This window comes from Bradyrhizobium sp. USDA 4451 (assembly GCF_054822585.1).
In genome coordinates this window covers 5,555,537-5,568,823 of the sequence record NZ_JBTRCH010000001.1, presented here as the reverse complement: position 1 = coordinate 5,568,823, position 13,287 = coordinate 5,555,537, and the positions used below count along the sequence as shown (strand labels likewise).

Below are 13,287 nucleotides of genomic sequence, written 5' to 3'. Positions count from 1 at the left end.
CGGCGTGCCTGCGCCCAGGAAAACGAACGAGAACAAGACATCGCGGGGCACGCCGCCGACCCTTTTCGCCCGGCTCAACGCGCGCGTCGTGTTGCAGGCGCAGGCCGATGGCAGCATGGCGGCGCATTTCGACGACTATTCGGAGCCGCTGGGGACGTTCAGCGCCGCAGCAATAAAGCGTGCGCAGCAGCTGCCGACCGGGATGCCGCTATCTGCCGCTGCGCCCGACGGCGATGCGGTCGAGCGCGACATCGAGCGCCTGCTCCGGCAATTGGCGCGGCGCGGCCTGCTGGAATATCGCCTCGGAGGCGCACGCGCCAACGACGATCTGGCGGTGATCGAACCGCAGCTTCCGGATTATTGGCCGCGGACGCCGACGCTCACTGACGCGACAACGGTCGTGCTGTCGCGCTTTGCCTATATGCGGCGACGCGGCGCAGAGATGGTTCTGGAATCCCCGCGCGCCGGCGCGCTGTTCAGGATTCGTGACGCGGGGATTGCGGCCCTGCTGACGACCCTCGCCACCCCGCACAAGCTCAGCCAGCTCCGGCGGCAAGACGGCTATCCGGGACCAGCCCTGCTCGCGCTCCTGCTGGATTGTCACATCCTCGTCGAGGCCGATGCGACCGACCGCGATACCCTGCGGCAGGCCGAAGGCGACGACGGCCTGGTGCTGTGGGATTTCCACGATCTGCTGTTCCACACCCGCAGCACGGAAGGCCGGCAGGCCAATCCGCTGGGAGGTCTTTATCCGCACACCGGGCTGATCGCGCCGCTTCCCGCGATCCGGCCGGCCTGGCCTGGCAAGACCATCAAGCTGCCGGACTCCGATCGCACCGCCTCCGCGCTCGAACAGCTGCTGCATGCCAGACGCTCGACGCGCGATTTCGACGATCGCAAACCGATCACGCTGGCCGAGCTTGCGGCATTCCTGAATAGTGTCGCGAGGGTCCGGGCGAAATGGAGCAGCCCGCTCGAGTTTGCCGACGACGGGCCCGATATCGAATACACCAGCAGGCCGTATCCCGCGGCAGGCAGCGCCTACGAGCTTGAGCTCTATCTCGCCGTCGCCAATTGCGATGGCCTGACGCCGGGCCTCTATCATTACGACGCCGATGCGCACACGTTGGCCGCCATCGACGTCCGCCCGCAATACGTCGAGGCCATGATGCAAAGCGCGGCCTTCGCCATGGATGCATCGTCTCGGCCTCAGATCCTGATCACGATCGCCGCGCGCTTCGGCCGGATCTCATGGAAGTACAGCGCCATCGCGTATGCGCTGATCCTGAAGGACGTCGGCGTCCTGACCCAGACGCTGTATCTGGTGGCGACGGATTTGGGCCTCGGCGGCTGTGCGATCGGCACCGTCAATATCGATCTGTTCGCGAAAATGACCGGGCTCGACTTCCACATCGAGGGGCCGGTCGGCCAGTTCGCGCTGGGGCGCGGCATCGCGCCATCCGCGCCCGCCTGATCCTCGATCGCCGCCAAGACAACTGCGACGACAACCTCGCTCGAAGCAACCTGATCAGCCTGCGCGGCTCGGATCGGGCGCGGCGGTGGCGGCAACGATGCTCGTGACATCGCCGAACGTAGTCATGACCGGCGCAACGACCTTGTGCATCGCGGTCTTCGACACCAGCGTGTCGTGCAGCACGAGGTTGTCGATCCCGGTGGTGAGGAAGCAGCTCACGGCATCCTCAGGCGTTTCGACGATCGGCTCGCCCTTGACGTTGAACGAGGTGTTGATCAGCACCGGTACGCCGGTCAGCGCCTCGAACTCCTTCAGCAGACGATAAAGCGTCGGGTTGGTCTGTTCGCGCACGCTCTGCACCCGCGCCGAGCCGTCGACATGCACGATCGCCGGGATCTTGTCGCGCCATTCCGGCCGCACCGGCTTTGCGATCAGCATGTAGGGCGAGTCCTCCTCGCCCTCGAAAATCTCCCGCATGCGCTCGGCCAGCACGATCGGGGCGAACGGCCGGAACGCCTGCCGATGCTTGACGCGGCTGTTGAGGATGTCCTTCATCTCGGCCTTGCGCGGATCGGCGATCAGGCTGCGATTGCCGAGCGCGCGCGGGCCGAATTCGGAACGGTCCTGGAACCAGCCGATCACGCGCTGGTCGGCGAGCAGCTTCGCGGTATCGCGCCAGATGTTGTCGCTTCGCTTGGCGTCGACCTGGATGCGCACCAGGAAGCTTTGCAGCGCGGCCGCGACCTCGGCGTCGCTGTAGCGCCGGCCGACATAGGCGTGGTCCATCACGAACGACCGGCTTTGCTTGAGGATTTCCAGCCAGCCGTAATAGGCGCAGCCGATCGCAATGCCGTCGTCGCCGGCGGCGGGCTGGATCCAGATATTCTCGAAGCCTGCTTCGCGCGCGATACGCCCGTTGGCCACGCAGTTCAGCGCGACGCCGCCGGCGATGCAGAGGTTCTTCGCACCGGTGGTCTCGCGCAGCCAGCGCGCCCGCGCCAGCAGCACGTTCTCGGTATCGTCCTGGACCCGCCAGGCGATGTCCTCCCAGTGCCGCATCGCAGGACTCTGGTCCCAGCTGCCGCCGTCGAGCACGAAGGGTTGCCGGTTGTCGTCGCCCCAGAACGGCACGTGCAGCCTGCCGTCCTTCATCTCGAGGAGATGGCCGACCTGCTCGCGACGACCATAGGGCGCAAGCCCCATCAGCTCGCCGCACTTGTTCCAGTCGCCGAACACGTAGGTCGAGACCCGGCTGTACAGCGCCCCCAGGCCCGGCATGTTGTAGAACTCGTCCGACAGCAGACCGCGCGCCGGCTCCATGAAGACCTTCTTCAGGCATTCCAGCCTGGTGTCGTCGAACCTGTAGTAGCTCTCGGACTCGCGGGCGAGCGGCGATGCGCCGTCCTGCGGATAGGACTCCATCGCGTCGGCCTGGTAGTTGCCGACGCCGTCGACGATCATCACGACACCGTCCTTGAACGGCGACACCGCGAATGCGCTGTAGGCATGCGCGAGGTGATGCGAGATCGATACCACCTTGTCGGACTTGGAACGAAACAGCGGATGCTTCATTGCCTCATTGCGCTCGGCGATCGGCAGGAAGCCCGGCATGTCCTGGTGGAGCATCCGCTCCTCCATCTCGGGCACCGGCAGGATGTAGCTGTTGCGCACCACGAGATCGACGTCGTCGAGCGTGATGCCCTCGGCAGACAGGCAGTAATCGACGACCTCCTTGTAGAAGCCGGAAGCGTGCTTCTCGCGGGTGATGCGCTCCTTGGAGATCGCGTAGGCGATCGCGCCGTCACGCAGCAGGCAGGCGCTCACGTCATGGTCGTAGACGTTGAGACCAAGGACATAGGTGTGTTGTTTCGGCATGGATACTCTTCGGCGGGCGACTTACTGGATGCTCGGAACGCACGATCGTGTCGACATCAAGTTACCGATACACTTTTCTCGAGGTCTTCGAATTTCGGCTCTGCGGCCAACGATCAAATCAACGCAGATCATGCAGATCATGATGAACAGAATGAACGGCGGATGAACGGCGAGATGAACGCCGCGGCCGGATCATATCTGCAAATGGGACCGTAACTTGACCTCATGTATCGACCTCAATAGTGTCCGCAAAATCCGCAAGAACCTTGGTGAAAATATTGTCTTGCCGCGTAAGAACCAAATGCCGGTCTCGCGCGTCTAAGCGAGACAGCCAGCATCGGTTCTGATGTTTGGAAGTGACTGGAGATCTCTGGAATGACTAAACGCTACAATATCCTGACTCGTTGCCTTGCAGCAGTCGCTTTGTTGTTCGTCTATGTCGCAAGCACCTCTGCCATCCTGGTCGGCGCCACCACGTCGTCTGCGCAAGCGCAATGGCGCGGGCGCGGCTACTGGGGTCGCGGCCGCGGGTGGGGCTATGGTCGCGGATATTATGGCCGTGGCTATGGCTACTACGGCGGTTACGTCGGTCCCCGCTGCTGGTGGACCCCGCGTGGTGTTCGCGTTTGCCGGTGGTAACAACCGCGAGTTCGCGAGCGATATTGACGATATCAAGCAGGTGCGTCGGTCTCGGCGCACCTGATTTCGTTTGTGGCCCGGCTTGACGGTGGCACGCAAGAAAGAGCCCCGGGAGACGCGCCGGGGCTCTAGTCACGGGAGAGAACGCTTCAGAAAATCGGGACGCGAGGACGAGCCGCCGGCCCGATCACCCAATGCATCTAGGACGTGCATCAGAGCAGATTGATCTGCCTTAGGCTGTAGCCATCCCGCAACAATCGAGCGGAATGAACAGTCTGTCCACCGGTTCCCGGGCCTGTTCAGGAACGCCCCCGGCGATCAGCCGTCGAGGATCGCGACCGCCCTCGTCCACCCGGCCGAGGCGCGCTCGATCTTCACCGGGAAGCACGACACCATGAACCCGGTCGAGGGCAGCTGCTCGAGGTTGTGCAGCTTCTCGATATGGCAGTAGCCGATGTGCCGCCCGGCCTTGTGGCCTTCCCAGATCAGGCTGGCGTCCTTCGTCTCTGCATAACGCTTCGCGGTGAAAACGAACGGCGCGTCCCAGCTCCAGCCGTCGATGCCGGTCAGGCGCACGCCGCGCTCGAGCAGATACATCGTCGCCTCATAGCCCATGCCGCAGCCCGAATTGACGTAATCGGGCTGGCCGTATTTCACGCCGGCGCTGGTGTTGACGACGACGATCTCGAGCGGCGACAGGGTGTGACCGATGCGCTTCAGCTCGGCTTCGACATCGCCCGCGGTCGCGACGTAACCGTCAGGCAGATGCCGGAAGTCGAGCTTCACGCCCGGCTGGAAGCACCATTCCAGCGGCACCTCGTCGATGGTCCAGGACCGCTCGCCACGGTTCATGGTCGGATGGAAATGCCAGGGCGCATCGAGATGGGTGCCGTTGTGGGTCGAGAGCGAGACCTGCTCGACCGCCCAGCCCTGCCCGTCAGGCAAATCGGCCGCCTTCAATCCATCGAAGAATTGCAGCATGCGCGGCAGCCCCTGCTGGTGGTCGATATACTGAATGGTCGGGTGATTGCCGGGCGGATCGGCCGGAACGTCGTTCTGCAGGGGAACGGAGATATCGATCAGTCTGCGCGCCATGGTGCCTCCTCGCGGATTGGTCTTGTCAGGCCCAACCACCCTGCCAGCACGCGTGCATGATCGGCAAGCCACATCCGGCCGCGTTCTCAGCGGTTGATCTCCCGCTGCAGGCTGCGGCGAGGCGGCGCAATATTGAACCTATCCCCTGTCCGGACGACTCATTGGCACTGGGGATTTCAGGGCCCAGTATTCGACGGCGCCGCCTGGGCGAACATATTCCGTCCGGGCGGCGTTGTTGCGTCGGTCCGGATGATCTCGATCAAAGCTATGTCCGCCCGGTCTCGCGCGACCGGCCACGGTACAAGGTGCGATGAAGCCTCGGGATGGGATGGTCGGGGCAGCTGGATTCGAACCAACGACCTGCAGTACCCAAAACTGCCGCGCTACCAGGCTGCGCTATACCCCGACATTTCCGAGAAGCCCCGTGGATACACGCTTCAGCCGGCGCCAGCAAGGCGCCGGTGCGCGCTTGCTGCGGCCGAAACCGGCATCGGTTTCCGTGCCGAAATCGCGTCAAAACGCTAGTGGCCGCCGAACAGCGGATGGCCGACCCGGTCACCGGGCTGGATGCCGTATTTCTGCGCGGTGCCGGCAATCACCTCGAGGACGCCCTTGGCGAGGCCCCGCGACGGAATGATCTTGGTCGACAGCGGCTCGGTATTCTCGGCAATCCGCAGGATACGCCCGTCGGCGCGGATGAAGATCATGTCGAGCGAGATGTAGGTGTTCTTCATCCACATCGACACCTCCTGCTCCGGCGAGAAGTCGAACAGCATGCCTTTGCCGTCCGCGAGCTCCTTCCGGTACATCAGGCCGGTCTCCTTCTCCTGCTCGGTGGTCGCCATCTCGACCGAGAAGACATGCACGCCCGACTTGGTGACGATCTCGAGCGGCTGGACGCTGGCGGCCTGCGCGGCCGGGGCCAGCAGCACGCCGGCCATGATGACGAGGCAGGCCATCAGCCGCAGGCGGAGCCGACCAACACTACGAAGGGAATTCATCGACAAATACTCGCACCGGGAAGAATTTCCGGCGGACCCTAACCCGAGGATTGCGGCAAATGCCAGAGCCGAGAGGCCTCGCCGGCGGCTCACGTTTCCGTCAGGGAGGCCGGGCTGAGAGCCATTTTGAGCATGATCTCCGCGCAAACGCCTTTGGGGTTTGTCGCGAGGGAAAAACCGCGTCGCAGTTTGCGCTAACGCGGCCCTCTGAGTCCGCATCATGCTTGCGTCCGGATCACGCTCAGTGCGACGACAGCGCCGACGGGCCGGTCTCCGGGTGGATCTCGGCGGCCATCATGCCCTTGGAGCCGGGCCCGAACCGCACCAGCACATACTGGCCGGGGCGCAGCTCGGTCATGCCGAAGCGACGCAGCGTCTCCATATGCACGAAGATGTCGGGCGTGCCCTCGCCGCAAGTCACGAAGCCGAAGCCGCGCAGCCGGTTGAACCACTTGACCTGCGCGCGCTCGAGCCCGCTGGTCGCGGTCACCGTGACGTGGGTGCGCGGCGGCAGCATCTGCGCCGGGTGGATCGCGGTCGATTCGTCCATCGAGACGATGCGGAAGGCCTGGTAGCCCTTGGCGCGCTGCACGCATTCGACGACGAGGCGCGCACCCTCATAGGCGGTCTGATAGCCATCGCGCCGCAGCACCGTCACGTGCAGCAGGATGTCGGGCCAGCCATTGTCGGGGACGATGAAGCCGTATCCCTTCGAAGCGTCGAACCATTTGATGACGCCGGAGACTTCGACCAGATTGGCCGCGGCGTCGCCGAGACCGGAGAAGGCATCCATCGCCGGATCGCGCGGCGCGCTGCCATACTCGCCTTGTGCAATCCGACTTTGCCCAACTCCGCCGATCGGCGGTCCGCCGAGCTTCTTGGACTCAAATCCGTCCGACCCCATGACCCCGGACCCCACACATCAAAATGCAGATCGCCGACGTTGCGGCGCATCCTGTACGCGCTGCTCTCCATGACCAACTCACTTGGACAACTCACCTGGATGCTGCGCGAATCTCTCAATCAAAAGATAACACTCCCGCTTGCCGGGCATAGCTAAAAAACGATTCTTGCGGGAACTATGAACAGGCTTGCACAGCCCGCGAATCAATCGGGCATCAATTGCCTACGAAAGGACCAAGCGCGTCGCCGATGTCGTGGCGGATCACCAGATCGGCGATGTCGTCCTGATCGGTCGGCTCGTTGTTGATGATCACGAGCCGCGCGCCGCTCTCCTTCGCCATCATCGGAAAGCCCGCGGCGGGCCACACCACCAGCGATGACCCGATCGCCAGAAACAGATCGCACTGCCGGGCGAGTTCCGCGGCGCGGCGCATCGCATCCTCCGGCATCGACTGCCCGAACGAGATCGTCGCGGTCTTCACCGGATCGCCGCACTCCGCGCAGTCGGGCGCCCCACCGGTCTTGTCGAAGTGCTGCTTCACCCACGACAGGTCGTAGTCCTTGCTGCAACCGATGCAGCGGGCATAGGTCGTGTTGCCGTGCAGCTCGATGACGTCGTCGGCCTTGAAGCCCGAGGCCTGATGCAGGTTGTCGATGTTCTGCGTGATGATGCCGGGAACCTTGCCGGCTCGGTAGAGCGAGGCGAGCGCGCGATGCCCGCGACCGGGCTTAGCCGCCGCGAACGTCGGTTCCATCGCGAAGCGGCGACGCCACGATTCGTCCCGCGCCTCCTGGCTGGCGACGAACTCGTCGAACGGGATCGGCCGGTTGCGGGTCCACAGCCCGCCGGGCGAGCGGAAGTCGGGGATGCCGCACTCGGTCGAGATGCCCGCCCCGGTGAAGGGCACGATCGATGATGCCTCGGCAATCATGTTGCCGAGCAGCTCGACGCCGCTGCGCAAGTCTTTCACGATCACTGCAAACGATCCGGTTGGCTACAGCCACTATAGCACGGTCGGGCCGGTTACGAGCCCGACCGCGACGCGGTTGATCAGGCCCCGCCCCGCCGCCTCAGCATCATCACATTCCTGCACGGCCTGCTCCGCATTGACGCCCGATTCACCGACGCCAATGCGCGCCGGGATAGGACCACGACGACGAGGATGGGCAATGACGGATTTGGAAGAGCGCGTCGCGCGCGAGCGCGAGGAGATCGTCGCACGCATTGCGAGCTTCCGGGCGACGCAGCAGAAGTTTGAACGCGACCGCCAGGAATATTACGACAACACGCTCGGCACTGTCTGGAGCGGATTGCACCGCAAGCGCGCCTGATGGCGTCCTTGCGCGCTCACCGGACGGTCGATGCGGGCGCCCTTCCCGCCATTACATCATGAGGCGCAGTTGAGAAAGCCCGGAGCGATGTGCTCCGGGCTCGTCGCCATTACCAGTAATGGCGGTAGTAGTGGTGTCGATAGTACGGACCGCGGTAGTAGGCGTATCCGTCATCGTAATAGCCGTAGCGCGGGCCATAATAGCCGTAGCCGGGCCCGTAATAATGAGGGCCGTAATATGCGCCAGCCGCGCCCGCGGCGAGTGCGCCGGCGGCCAGACCGAAAGCCAGGCCTGGACCGATGCCGCGTGCCTGTGCCGGCGCGCTGACCATCGTTGCACCAACCGTCGCAACCGTCGCCAGGACTGCCAATGTCTTTTTCATCGCAACCTCCTCACTCAAGTTCGTGAAGCTAACGCGGGGGCGATGGGATGGTTGCAACCAGGCCCGGTGCGGGCAGTGCTCCGGTTCCGCAGCCATGCGATTGCGCAAAGCTACCATCGGTTAGCGGCGGAACAAAAGCACAACCTGAGAGATTAGCCTTTGCACAAGCGAGGTTGGCATCGATGCCGGCGTGGATGGAACTGCTGCTGAATGTGATGGGCTTTGCCGGTTTCATCGGCATCGCGATGTATCACAAGCACCCGAACGGAAAGCTGCCGGACTGAGCGCCGGCGGCCCGGTGTTTGCGGTTGCCTTGCATTCATCTCGTCGGTTCGTCTCGTCAGTTCGCCTTGCGCGCCTCTCCCGCGGTACGGACCAGCCGATCCGCCTTGACGAGCACCTTGCCACCCTCGGGCTGCGGCCGCAGCCAGAAGCTGATCACCACGAAGGCCGCGCAGAACAGCAGACCCACCACCATGACACGCCGGTGGGTTGGTCGGTCAGCGCTATGGAACGATGGCATCATGGCGGTCACCTGCAACCATCCCTAACGCAATCGCAGGTAGTGGCAACGCGATGTTGCCCTTAACCTAACCCGGTAGGGTTAGCGGTGGTCCGGTAATGATGGTTCGATTGGCCGCACACCGCGAGTCCACAGAATTTCCCCTGCTTGTCCGCAGCAAATCCACCGCAGCACCCGGCCGATTTGCGCAAGGGCTTTCGACACTTGCTGCGCACCCGTCCACAGGCCTCGCGCCGATCAGGCGTCCGCCAGCCGTTTCAGGGTTGCCTGGAAGCCCAGGCTGCGGGTTCCAACCAGCACGGTGCCGAACACCTCGGCCTGGTCGCCGCTGAAGGTGCCGGAGAAGCCGCTCGTCACCTCGTGGCCTGCGAACAGCGGCCGCGTGAACGGGTCAGGTAACGGCGTATGCTGGTTGGTGCTGAGGTGCCCCTTCCAGGTCCCCTCGCCGACCGTATAGGCGCCGATCGACCAGAAATACGGTCCGCCGCCGATCAGCAACCCGTCGCGCAGGATCAAGACACCGCTGTCGCGGCCCCGGACTCCGTCCGTCATGTTGATGTGGATCGAATAGAGCCCATTCCTCATCGATCGCGCCGCCGGTCCCGAAAGCGGCAGTATGGCGCCAAGCCTGGCCGCAGGCGAGCGGGTCGATGCCGCTGGAGTGCCGATTCGGACCAAGAGCGCCGGTCCGGGCGCTCACAAATCGTTAAGAAAGCCCTGACAAGGTCGGCTGCCGGAGGGAGCGAGCCATGCTCATTTACCCCGTACCTGCCGAAGTGACGCAAGCCCGGGTGCAGCTCGTCGTCGATCAGACGGCGAAGCAGCAGCCGCGTGTCATCAGCGAGGATGTGCTCGACGTGTTCGCCGCCAAGAACAAGGCCGACCGCGACGCCATCGAAACCATTCTCGACATCAAGGTGTGAGGGGGGCGGCGACGGCAACTGCCGCGCCGAGTGCACCGGAGGCCGCGGCTCGCCCCACTCCGATCGACGCGATCGAGAGGAACCACTCGACCGCGTGCCGGTCATCCTGGTGACGCCAGGAGACATCCATGTACAAGCCGATCATCGTCATGCTCCTCACCCTGATCTGCAGCCCGGCCTTTGCCCAGAATACGGGCCCCGCCCCGCAAAGCGGCATGGAGCGGCCTGAAAATACCAATGGAGCCATGCCGCGGGGCTCGATGGACACCACGGGCATGGATACGAAACGGGCCAATGAGTCCGAGACCAAGGGCACGGCGGGTGGCGTGACCGACGCCCCAAAAACCGGTACCAAGCGGCCAAAGCTGAATTGATCGCGAGATATCAAGACGAGATATCAAGACGCACATCAAGACCTGGGTGGCGATAGGCGCCCTTGCGGCCTTGGCACCGCGTATCCCATGCGACGTCGTTGAACTTTTTGCCCGCCCCGAAGACTTATTCGCGCTGGGGATTTCAGGGCCCAGCATCCGGCACAGCGCTGTGGGACGAAGATATTCCGTCTACGCGGCGCTGTTGCATTTTACGAATTCAACCTTAAGTTTGGTCCCCAACAGTTGACGGCTCACGCCCTGAGAGATCCCCAGTCCGTCAGCTGGGAAAGCCCCGCATCCAGCCTGCGGGGCTTTCTATTTTCCGGGCCCGGGAACCTCCCCCCGCGGGGTCGATTTTTAGAGAACGTCCAACCTCGCGCGTCCTTGATTGGCCATGACCGTCATTCGATGAGATAGAGGCGCAGCCTCCAAGGCTCGACTACGAAAGCCCTGTCCCGGATTTTTCCCGGGCGGGGCTTTCTCATATCGCGGGCCGCGCAAAGTCCCTGCCCTGTGTCGCATTTTGCTGCTAATTCTTGGCCCGTCTCGCCCGAGCCCAAAGAAAATCTCTGAATCTCTCAGGAGGATAAAAAAATGCGCTATCTGCACACCATGCTGCGCGTCCGCAATCTCGATGTCGCGATGAAATTCTATCAGGACGCGCTGGGGCTGAAGGAAGTGCGTCGCATCGACAATGACAAGGGCCGCTTCACGCTGGTGTTTCTCTGCGCGGAGGAGGACCTGCATCTGCTGAAGTCGCTGCCGCAAACCCGCGGCGCACCACTGGTGGAATTGACCTACAATTGGGACGAGGAGAAATACGGCGAGGACCGCTATTTCGGCCACCTCGCCTATGAGGTCGACGACATCTACGCGACCTGCGAGAGGCTGATGAAGATGGGTGTCACCATCAATCGTCCGCCGCGCGACGGCAACATGGCATTTGTGCGTTCGCCCGACCTGCACTCGATCGAGATCCTGCAGAAGGGCGATCCGAAGGCGCCGGCCGAACCATGGGCCTCGATGCCCAATACCGGTCACTGGTAAACTCCGCGTCCGCGCGCTTCGTTCCTGCTCGCTTTCCCGCGGCAATGCGCGGGGCGATCGTTAGGAACGTGACGCGACCATTGACGTTGCCTCCCCACAAGAGGATGCGAGGAGGCAACGAAGATGGGACGAGGAATTTTGCTTTGGCTGTTGGGCGTGCCGATTCCGGTGATCATCGTGCTGTGGTTGTTGTTCGGTCACTGACGGAGCTTTGACGCATCGACATCGAGGAGGCCCTGCCGCAATGCGGCGGAGCCTCCTTTTTTGTTCTCGGTGCAATTCGCCCGCGCTTTTCCCTGAGGCTTCGGCTAAGAACGCGCCCAAAGCACAACCGCGGGAAGAAACGCGTGATGGACAGCAAGCCGCAACTGACGATCTGGGGCCGGGCCAATTCGGTCAATGTGCAGAAGGTGCTCTGGTGTCTCGCTGAGCTCGACCTGCCCTATCAGCGCATCGACGCCGGCATGCAGTTCGGCAAGAATGATCAGCCCGATTATCTCGCGATGAATCCGAACGGGCGCGTCCCGACCCTGGTCGACGGCGACTATGTGCTGTGGGAATCCAATTCGGTGATGCGCTATCTCTGCATGGCCTATGGCCAGCACGCTCCGATCTATCCGCAAGCGCCGAGAGCGCGCGCCGCCGTCGACCGCTGGCTCGACTGGACGCTCTCGACGCTGCAGCCGGTCGACCGCCCGGTGTTCTGGGGGCTGGTGCGCACCCCGCCGGAGCAGCGCGACATGGTTCAGCTCCAGCAGGCCGCCGATGCCGAGGGCGTGGTGTGGTGCGTCGCCGAGGCGCAGCTCGCAACCCGGCGCTTCATCGAGGGCGATCAGTTCACCATCGCCGACGTCGCGCTCGGCGCCTTTGCGCGGCGCTGGTTCGGCGTCGAGGGCGTCACCAAACCGAGGCTGCCCCATCTCGAACGTTGGTTCGGCGAGATCGCGCAGCGGCCCGCCTTCGTGCAAATCGTCGCGCCGCCGATGTCGTGAGCGCGGCCGGCAGGCCGCTCAGCGCCCGCTGGACATCGTGCCGCCCTCGACACTGATGCCGCCGCCGAGCTTCACGCAGGTGTCGGTGCCCTCGACCTTGACGAAGCCCGGTCCGTACGACGCGCAGGGATTGCTCCGCGTCATCGATTTCGACGGCAAGGTTTTCCCGGCGTCGGGCGGCGCCTGGAAGTTGCGGCGGTCGCCCTGCTGCGCCAATGCGGCAACGGGAAGCAGGACGGCGATGGCGAGGCAGATCTTGCGCATCCGGCCTTTTATCCCGCGCGGCCTAATGAGGCTACAGCATGATCCGGAAAACTGCGAAGCGGCTTTCCGAAAGGATCATGCTCAAACAGAGAGCTAATGTGCGATGACGACTTAGCTTAATCCATCGCGCATTAGCGCACGAATTTGACGCCGAACGTCTTGCCTTCGCGCCACACCACCTCGCAGGCGCGCCCGGTGCGGGCATCGCGCGAGAACGCCAGCCGCAGCTTGGCCGGCAGCGTGTTGTTATCCTGGACGGTGATTTTCGCGCCCGACGAGGACATGTCCTCGATCACGCAAGGCCGCGCCGCGAATCCGCCGTCGAGCGTGATCCAGCCGGACTGCCGCAGCGATTTGCGCACGTCGCGCTTCTTGGACCCTAACGCCATTCACATCATCCCCGGCGATCACGCCTATCGCCGGTGGCTTACCAAAGGGTTGCGAAATCGCGGCGGATTGCAGG

16 protein-coding genes and 1 tRNA gene are annotated in these 13,287 nt (G+C 63.6%); 6 read left to right on the top strand and 11 right to left on the bottom strand.

The genetic code is table 11. From position 1 onward, the window contains the following. Window positions 1–4: 4 nt before the first annotated feature. Window positions 5–1,474: a SagB/ThcOx family dehydrogenase gene (locus tag ACVMB0_RS25620; RefSeq protein ID WP_461348088.1), complete on the top strand. Its 1,470-nt coding sequence runs from the start codon at window positions 5–7 to the stop codon at window positions 1,472–1,474. Between the two features lie 54 nt (window positions 1,475–1,528). Here the strand turns inward: ACVMB0_RS25620 and ACVMB0_RS25615 are convergent, their stop codons facing one another. From ACVMB0_RS25615 to ACVMB0_RS25590, 6 genes are all read right to left on the bottom strand, one after another. Next, entirely contained in the window at window positions 1,529–3,349 is a 1,821-nt protein-coding gene (locus tag ACVMB0_RS25615) for a carbamoyltransferase family protein (protein ID WP_461348087.1), read from the bottom strand. A 957-nt stretch (window positions 3,350–4,306) separates the two neighbouring features. Further along, window positions 4,307–5,083: a cyclase family protein gene (locus ACVMB0_RS25610; protein WP_461348086.1), complete on the bottom strand. Its 777-nt coding sequence runs from the start codon at window positions 5,081–5,083 to the stop codon at window positions 4,307–4,309. Between the two features lie 329 nt (window positions 5,084–5,412). Continuing rightward, a tRNA-Pro gene (locus tag ACVMB0_RS25605) sits at window positions 5,413–5,489 on the bottom strand. Between the two features lie 115 nt (window positions 5,490–5,604). Continuing rightward, complete coding sequence (locus ACVMB0_RS25600) at window positions 5,605–6,042, bottom strand: DUF192 domain-containing protein (protein ID WP_456756549.1); 438 nt, start codon at window positions 6,040–6,042, stop codon at window positions 5,605–5,607. A 283-nt stretch (window positions 6,043–6,325) separates the two neighbouring features. Beyond that, the gene (locus ACVMB0_RS25595; protein WP_095734425.1) at window positions 6,326–6,988 is read right to left on the bottom strand and encodes a cold-shock protein; all 663 of its coding nucleotides are present in this window, start codon (window positions 6,986–6,988) and stop codon (window positions 6,326–6,328) included. Between the two features lie 214 nt (window positions 6,989–7,202). Next, entirely contained in the window at window positions 7,203–7,964 is a 762-nt protein-coding gene (locus ACVMB0_RS25590) for an SIR2 family NAD-dependent protein deacylase (RefSeq protein ID WP_461348085.1), read from the bottom strand. A gap of 193 nt (window positions 7,965–8,157) precedes the next feature. On the opposite strand from ACVMB0_RS25590, the gene ACVMB0_RS25585 reads away from it, so the two are divergent. After that, window positions 8,158–8,319 (top strand): hypothetical protein, encoded by a 162-nt coding sequence (locus ACVMB0_RS25585; RefSeq protein WP_456754961.1) that lies wholly within the window; start codon window positions 8,158–8,160, stop codon window positions 8,317–8,319. 109 nt (window positions 8,320–8,428) lie between these two features. Here the strand turns inward: ACVMB0_RS25585 and ACVMB0_RS25580 are convergent, their stop codons facing one another. The 3 genes from ACVMB0_RS25580 to ACVMB0_RS25570 all read right to left on the bottom strand — a co-directional run bounded on the left by ACVMB0_RS25580 (window position 8,429) and on the right by ACVMB0_RS25570 (window position 9,809). Continuing rightward, on the bottom strand, window positions 8,429–8,701 hold the full coding sequence (locus ACVMB0_RS25580; protein ID WP_461348084.1) for a hypothetical protein: 273 nt from the start codon (window positions 8,699–8,701) through the stop codon (window positions 8,429–8,431). A 340-nt stretch (window positions 8,702–9,041) separates the two neighbouring features. After that, window positions 9,042–9,227 carry a hypothetical protein gene (locus tag ACVMB0_RS25575; RefSeq protein ID WP_456756550.1) on the bottom strand — a complete coding sequence of 62 codons (186 nt, stop codon included), beginning with the start codon at window positions 9,225–9,227 and terminating at the stop codon, window positions 9,042–9,044. Between the two features lie 234 nt (window positions 9,228–9,461). Next, the gene (locus ACVMB0_RS25570; RefSeq protein ID WP_461348083.1) at window positions 9,462–9,809 is read right to left on the bottom strand and encodes a GrlR family regulatory protein; all 348 of its coding nucleotides are present in this window, start codon (window positions 9,807–9,809) and stop codon (window positions 9,462–9,464) included. Window positions 9,810–9,973: 164 nt separating this feature from the next. Between ACVMB0_RS25570 and ACVMB0_RS25565 the strand changes: the two genes are divergently transcribed. The 4 genes from ACVMB0_RS25565 to ACVMB0_RS25550 all read left to right on the top strand — a co-directional run bounded on the left by ACVMB0_RS25565 (window position 9,974) and on the right by ACVMB0_RS25550 (window position 12,560). Further along, on the top strand, window positions 9,974–10,147 hold the full coding sequence (locus tag ACVMB0_RS25565; RefSeq protein WP_456754964.1) for a hypothetical protein: 174 nt from the start codon (window positions 9,974–9,976) through the stop codon (window positions 10,145–10,147). A 128-nt stretch (window positions 10,148–10,275) separates the two neighbouring features. Beyond that, on the top strand, window positions 10,276–10,521 hold the full coding sequence (locus tag ACVMB0_RS25560) for a hypothetical protein (RefSeq protein ID WP_461348082.1): 246 nt from the start codon (window positions 10,276–10,278) through the stop codon (window positions 10,519–10,521). 594 nt (window positions 10,522–11,115) lie between these two features. Continuing rightward, window positions 11,116–11,568, top strand: a complete 453-nt coding sequence (locus ACVMB0_RS25555) for a VOC family protein (protein WP_461348081.1) — start codon at window positions 11,116–11,118, stop codon at window positions 11,566–11,568. A gap of 350 nt (window positions 11,569–11,918) precedes the next feature. Beyond that, window positions 11,919–12,560: a glutathione S-transferase family protein gene (locus tag ACVMB0_RS25550; RefSeq protein ID WP_461349708.1), complete on the top strand. Its 642-nt coding sequence runs from the start codon at window positions 11,919–11,921 to the stop codon at window positions 12,558–12,560. An 18-nt stretch (window positions 12,561–12,578) separates the two neighbouring features. On the opposite strand, the gene ACVMB0_RS25545 is transcribed toward ACVMB0_RS25550, so the two are convergent. Continuing rightward, the gene (locus tag ACVMB0_RS25545; RefSeq protein ID WP_461348080.1) at window positions 12,579–12,824 is read right to left on the bottom strand and encodes a hypothetical protein; all 246 of its coding nucleotides are present in this window, start codon (window positions 12,822–12,824) and stop codon (window positions 12,579–12,581) included. Between the two features lie 131 nt (window positions 12,825–12,955). Then, entirely contained in the window at window positions 12,956–13,213 is a 258-nt protein-coding gene (locus tag ACVMB0_RS25540) for a PilZ domain-containing protein (RefSeq protein WP_461348079.1), read from the bottom strand. Window positions 13,214–13,287: the final 74 nt, after the last annotated feature.

Excerpts from the sequence above, each read along its gene's own strand:
- ACVMB0_RS25545 (WP_461348080.1), bottom strand. The coding sequence starts at position 12,824 with ATGCGCAAGATCTGCCTCGCCATCGCCGTCCTGCTTCCCGTTGCCGCA.
- ACVMB0_RS25580 (WP_461348084.1), bottom strand. The coding sequence starts at position 8,701 with ATGAAAAAGACATTGGCAGTCCTGGCGACGGTTGCGACGGTTGGTGCA.
- ACVMB0_RS25555 (WP_461348081.1), top strand. The coding sequence starts at position 11,116 with ATGCGCTATCTGCACACCATGCTGCGCGTCCGCAATCTCGATGTCGCG.
- ACVMB0_RS25570 (WP_461348083.1), bottom strand. The coding sequence starts at position 9,809 with ATGAGGAATGGGCTCTATTCGATCCACATCAACATGACGGACGGAGTC.
- ACVMB0_RS25585 (WP_456754961.1), top strand. The coding sequence starts at position 8,158 with ATGACGGATTTGGAAGAGCGCGTCGCGCGCGAGCGCGAGGAGATCGTC.
- ACVMB0_RS25560 (WP_461348082.1), top strand. The coding sequence starts at position 10,276 with ATGTACAAGCCGATCATCGTCATGCTCCTCACCCTGATCTGCAGCCCG.
- ACVMB0_RS25540 (WP_461348079.1), bottom strand. The coding sequence starts at position 13,213 with ATGGCGTTAGGGTCCAAGAAGCGCGACGTGCGCAAATCGCTGCGGCAG.
- ACVMB0_RS25600 (WP_456756549.1), bottom strand. The coding sequence starts at position 6,042 with ATGGCCTGCCTCGTCATCATGGCCGGCGTGCTGCTGGCCCCGGCCGCG.
- ACVMB0_RS25595 (WP_095734425.1), bottom strand. The coding sequence starts at position 6,988 with ATGGGGTCGGACGGATTTGAGTCCAAGAAGCTCGGCGGACCGCCGATC.
- ACVMB0_RS25565 (WP_456754964.1), top strand. The coding sequence starts at position 9,974 with ATGCTCATTTACCCCGTACCTGCCGAAGTGACGCAAGCCCGGGTGCAG.
- ACVMB0_RS25550 (WP_461349708.1), top strand. The coding sequence starts at position 11,919 with ATGGACAGCAAGCCGCAACTGACGATCTGGGGCCGGGCCAATTCGGTC.
- ACVMB0_RS25575 (WP_456756550.1), bottom strand. The coding sequence starts at position 9,227 with ATGATGCCATCGTTCCATAGCGCTGACCGACCAACCCACCGGCGTGTC.
- ACVMB0_RS25615 (WP_461348087.1), bottom strand. The coding sequence starts at position 3,349 with ATGCCGAAACAACACACCTATGTCCTTGGTCTCAACGTCTACGACCAT.
- ACVMB0_RS25610 (WP_461348086.1), bottom strand. The coding sequence starts at position 5,083 with ATGGCGCGCAGACTGATCGATATCTCCGTTCCCCTGCAGAACGACGTT.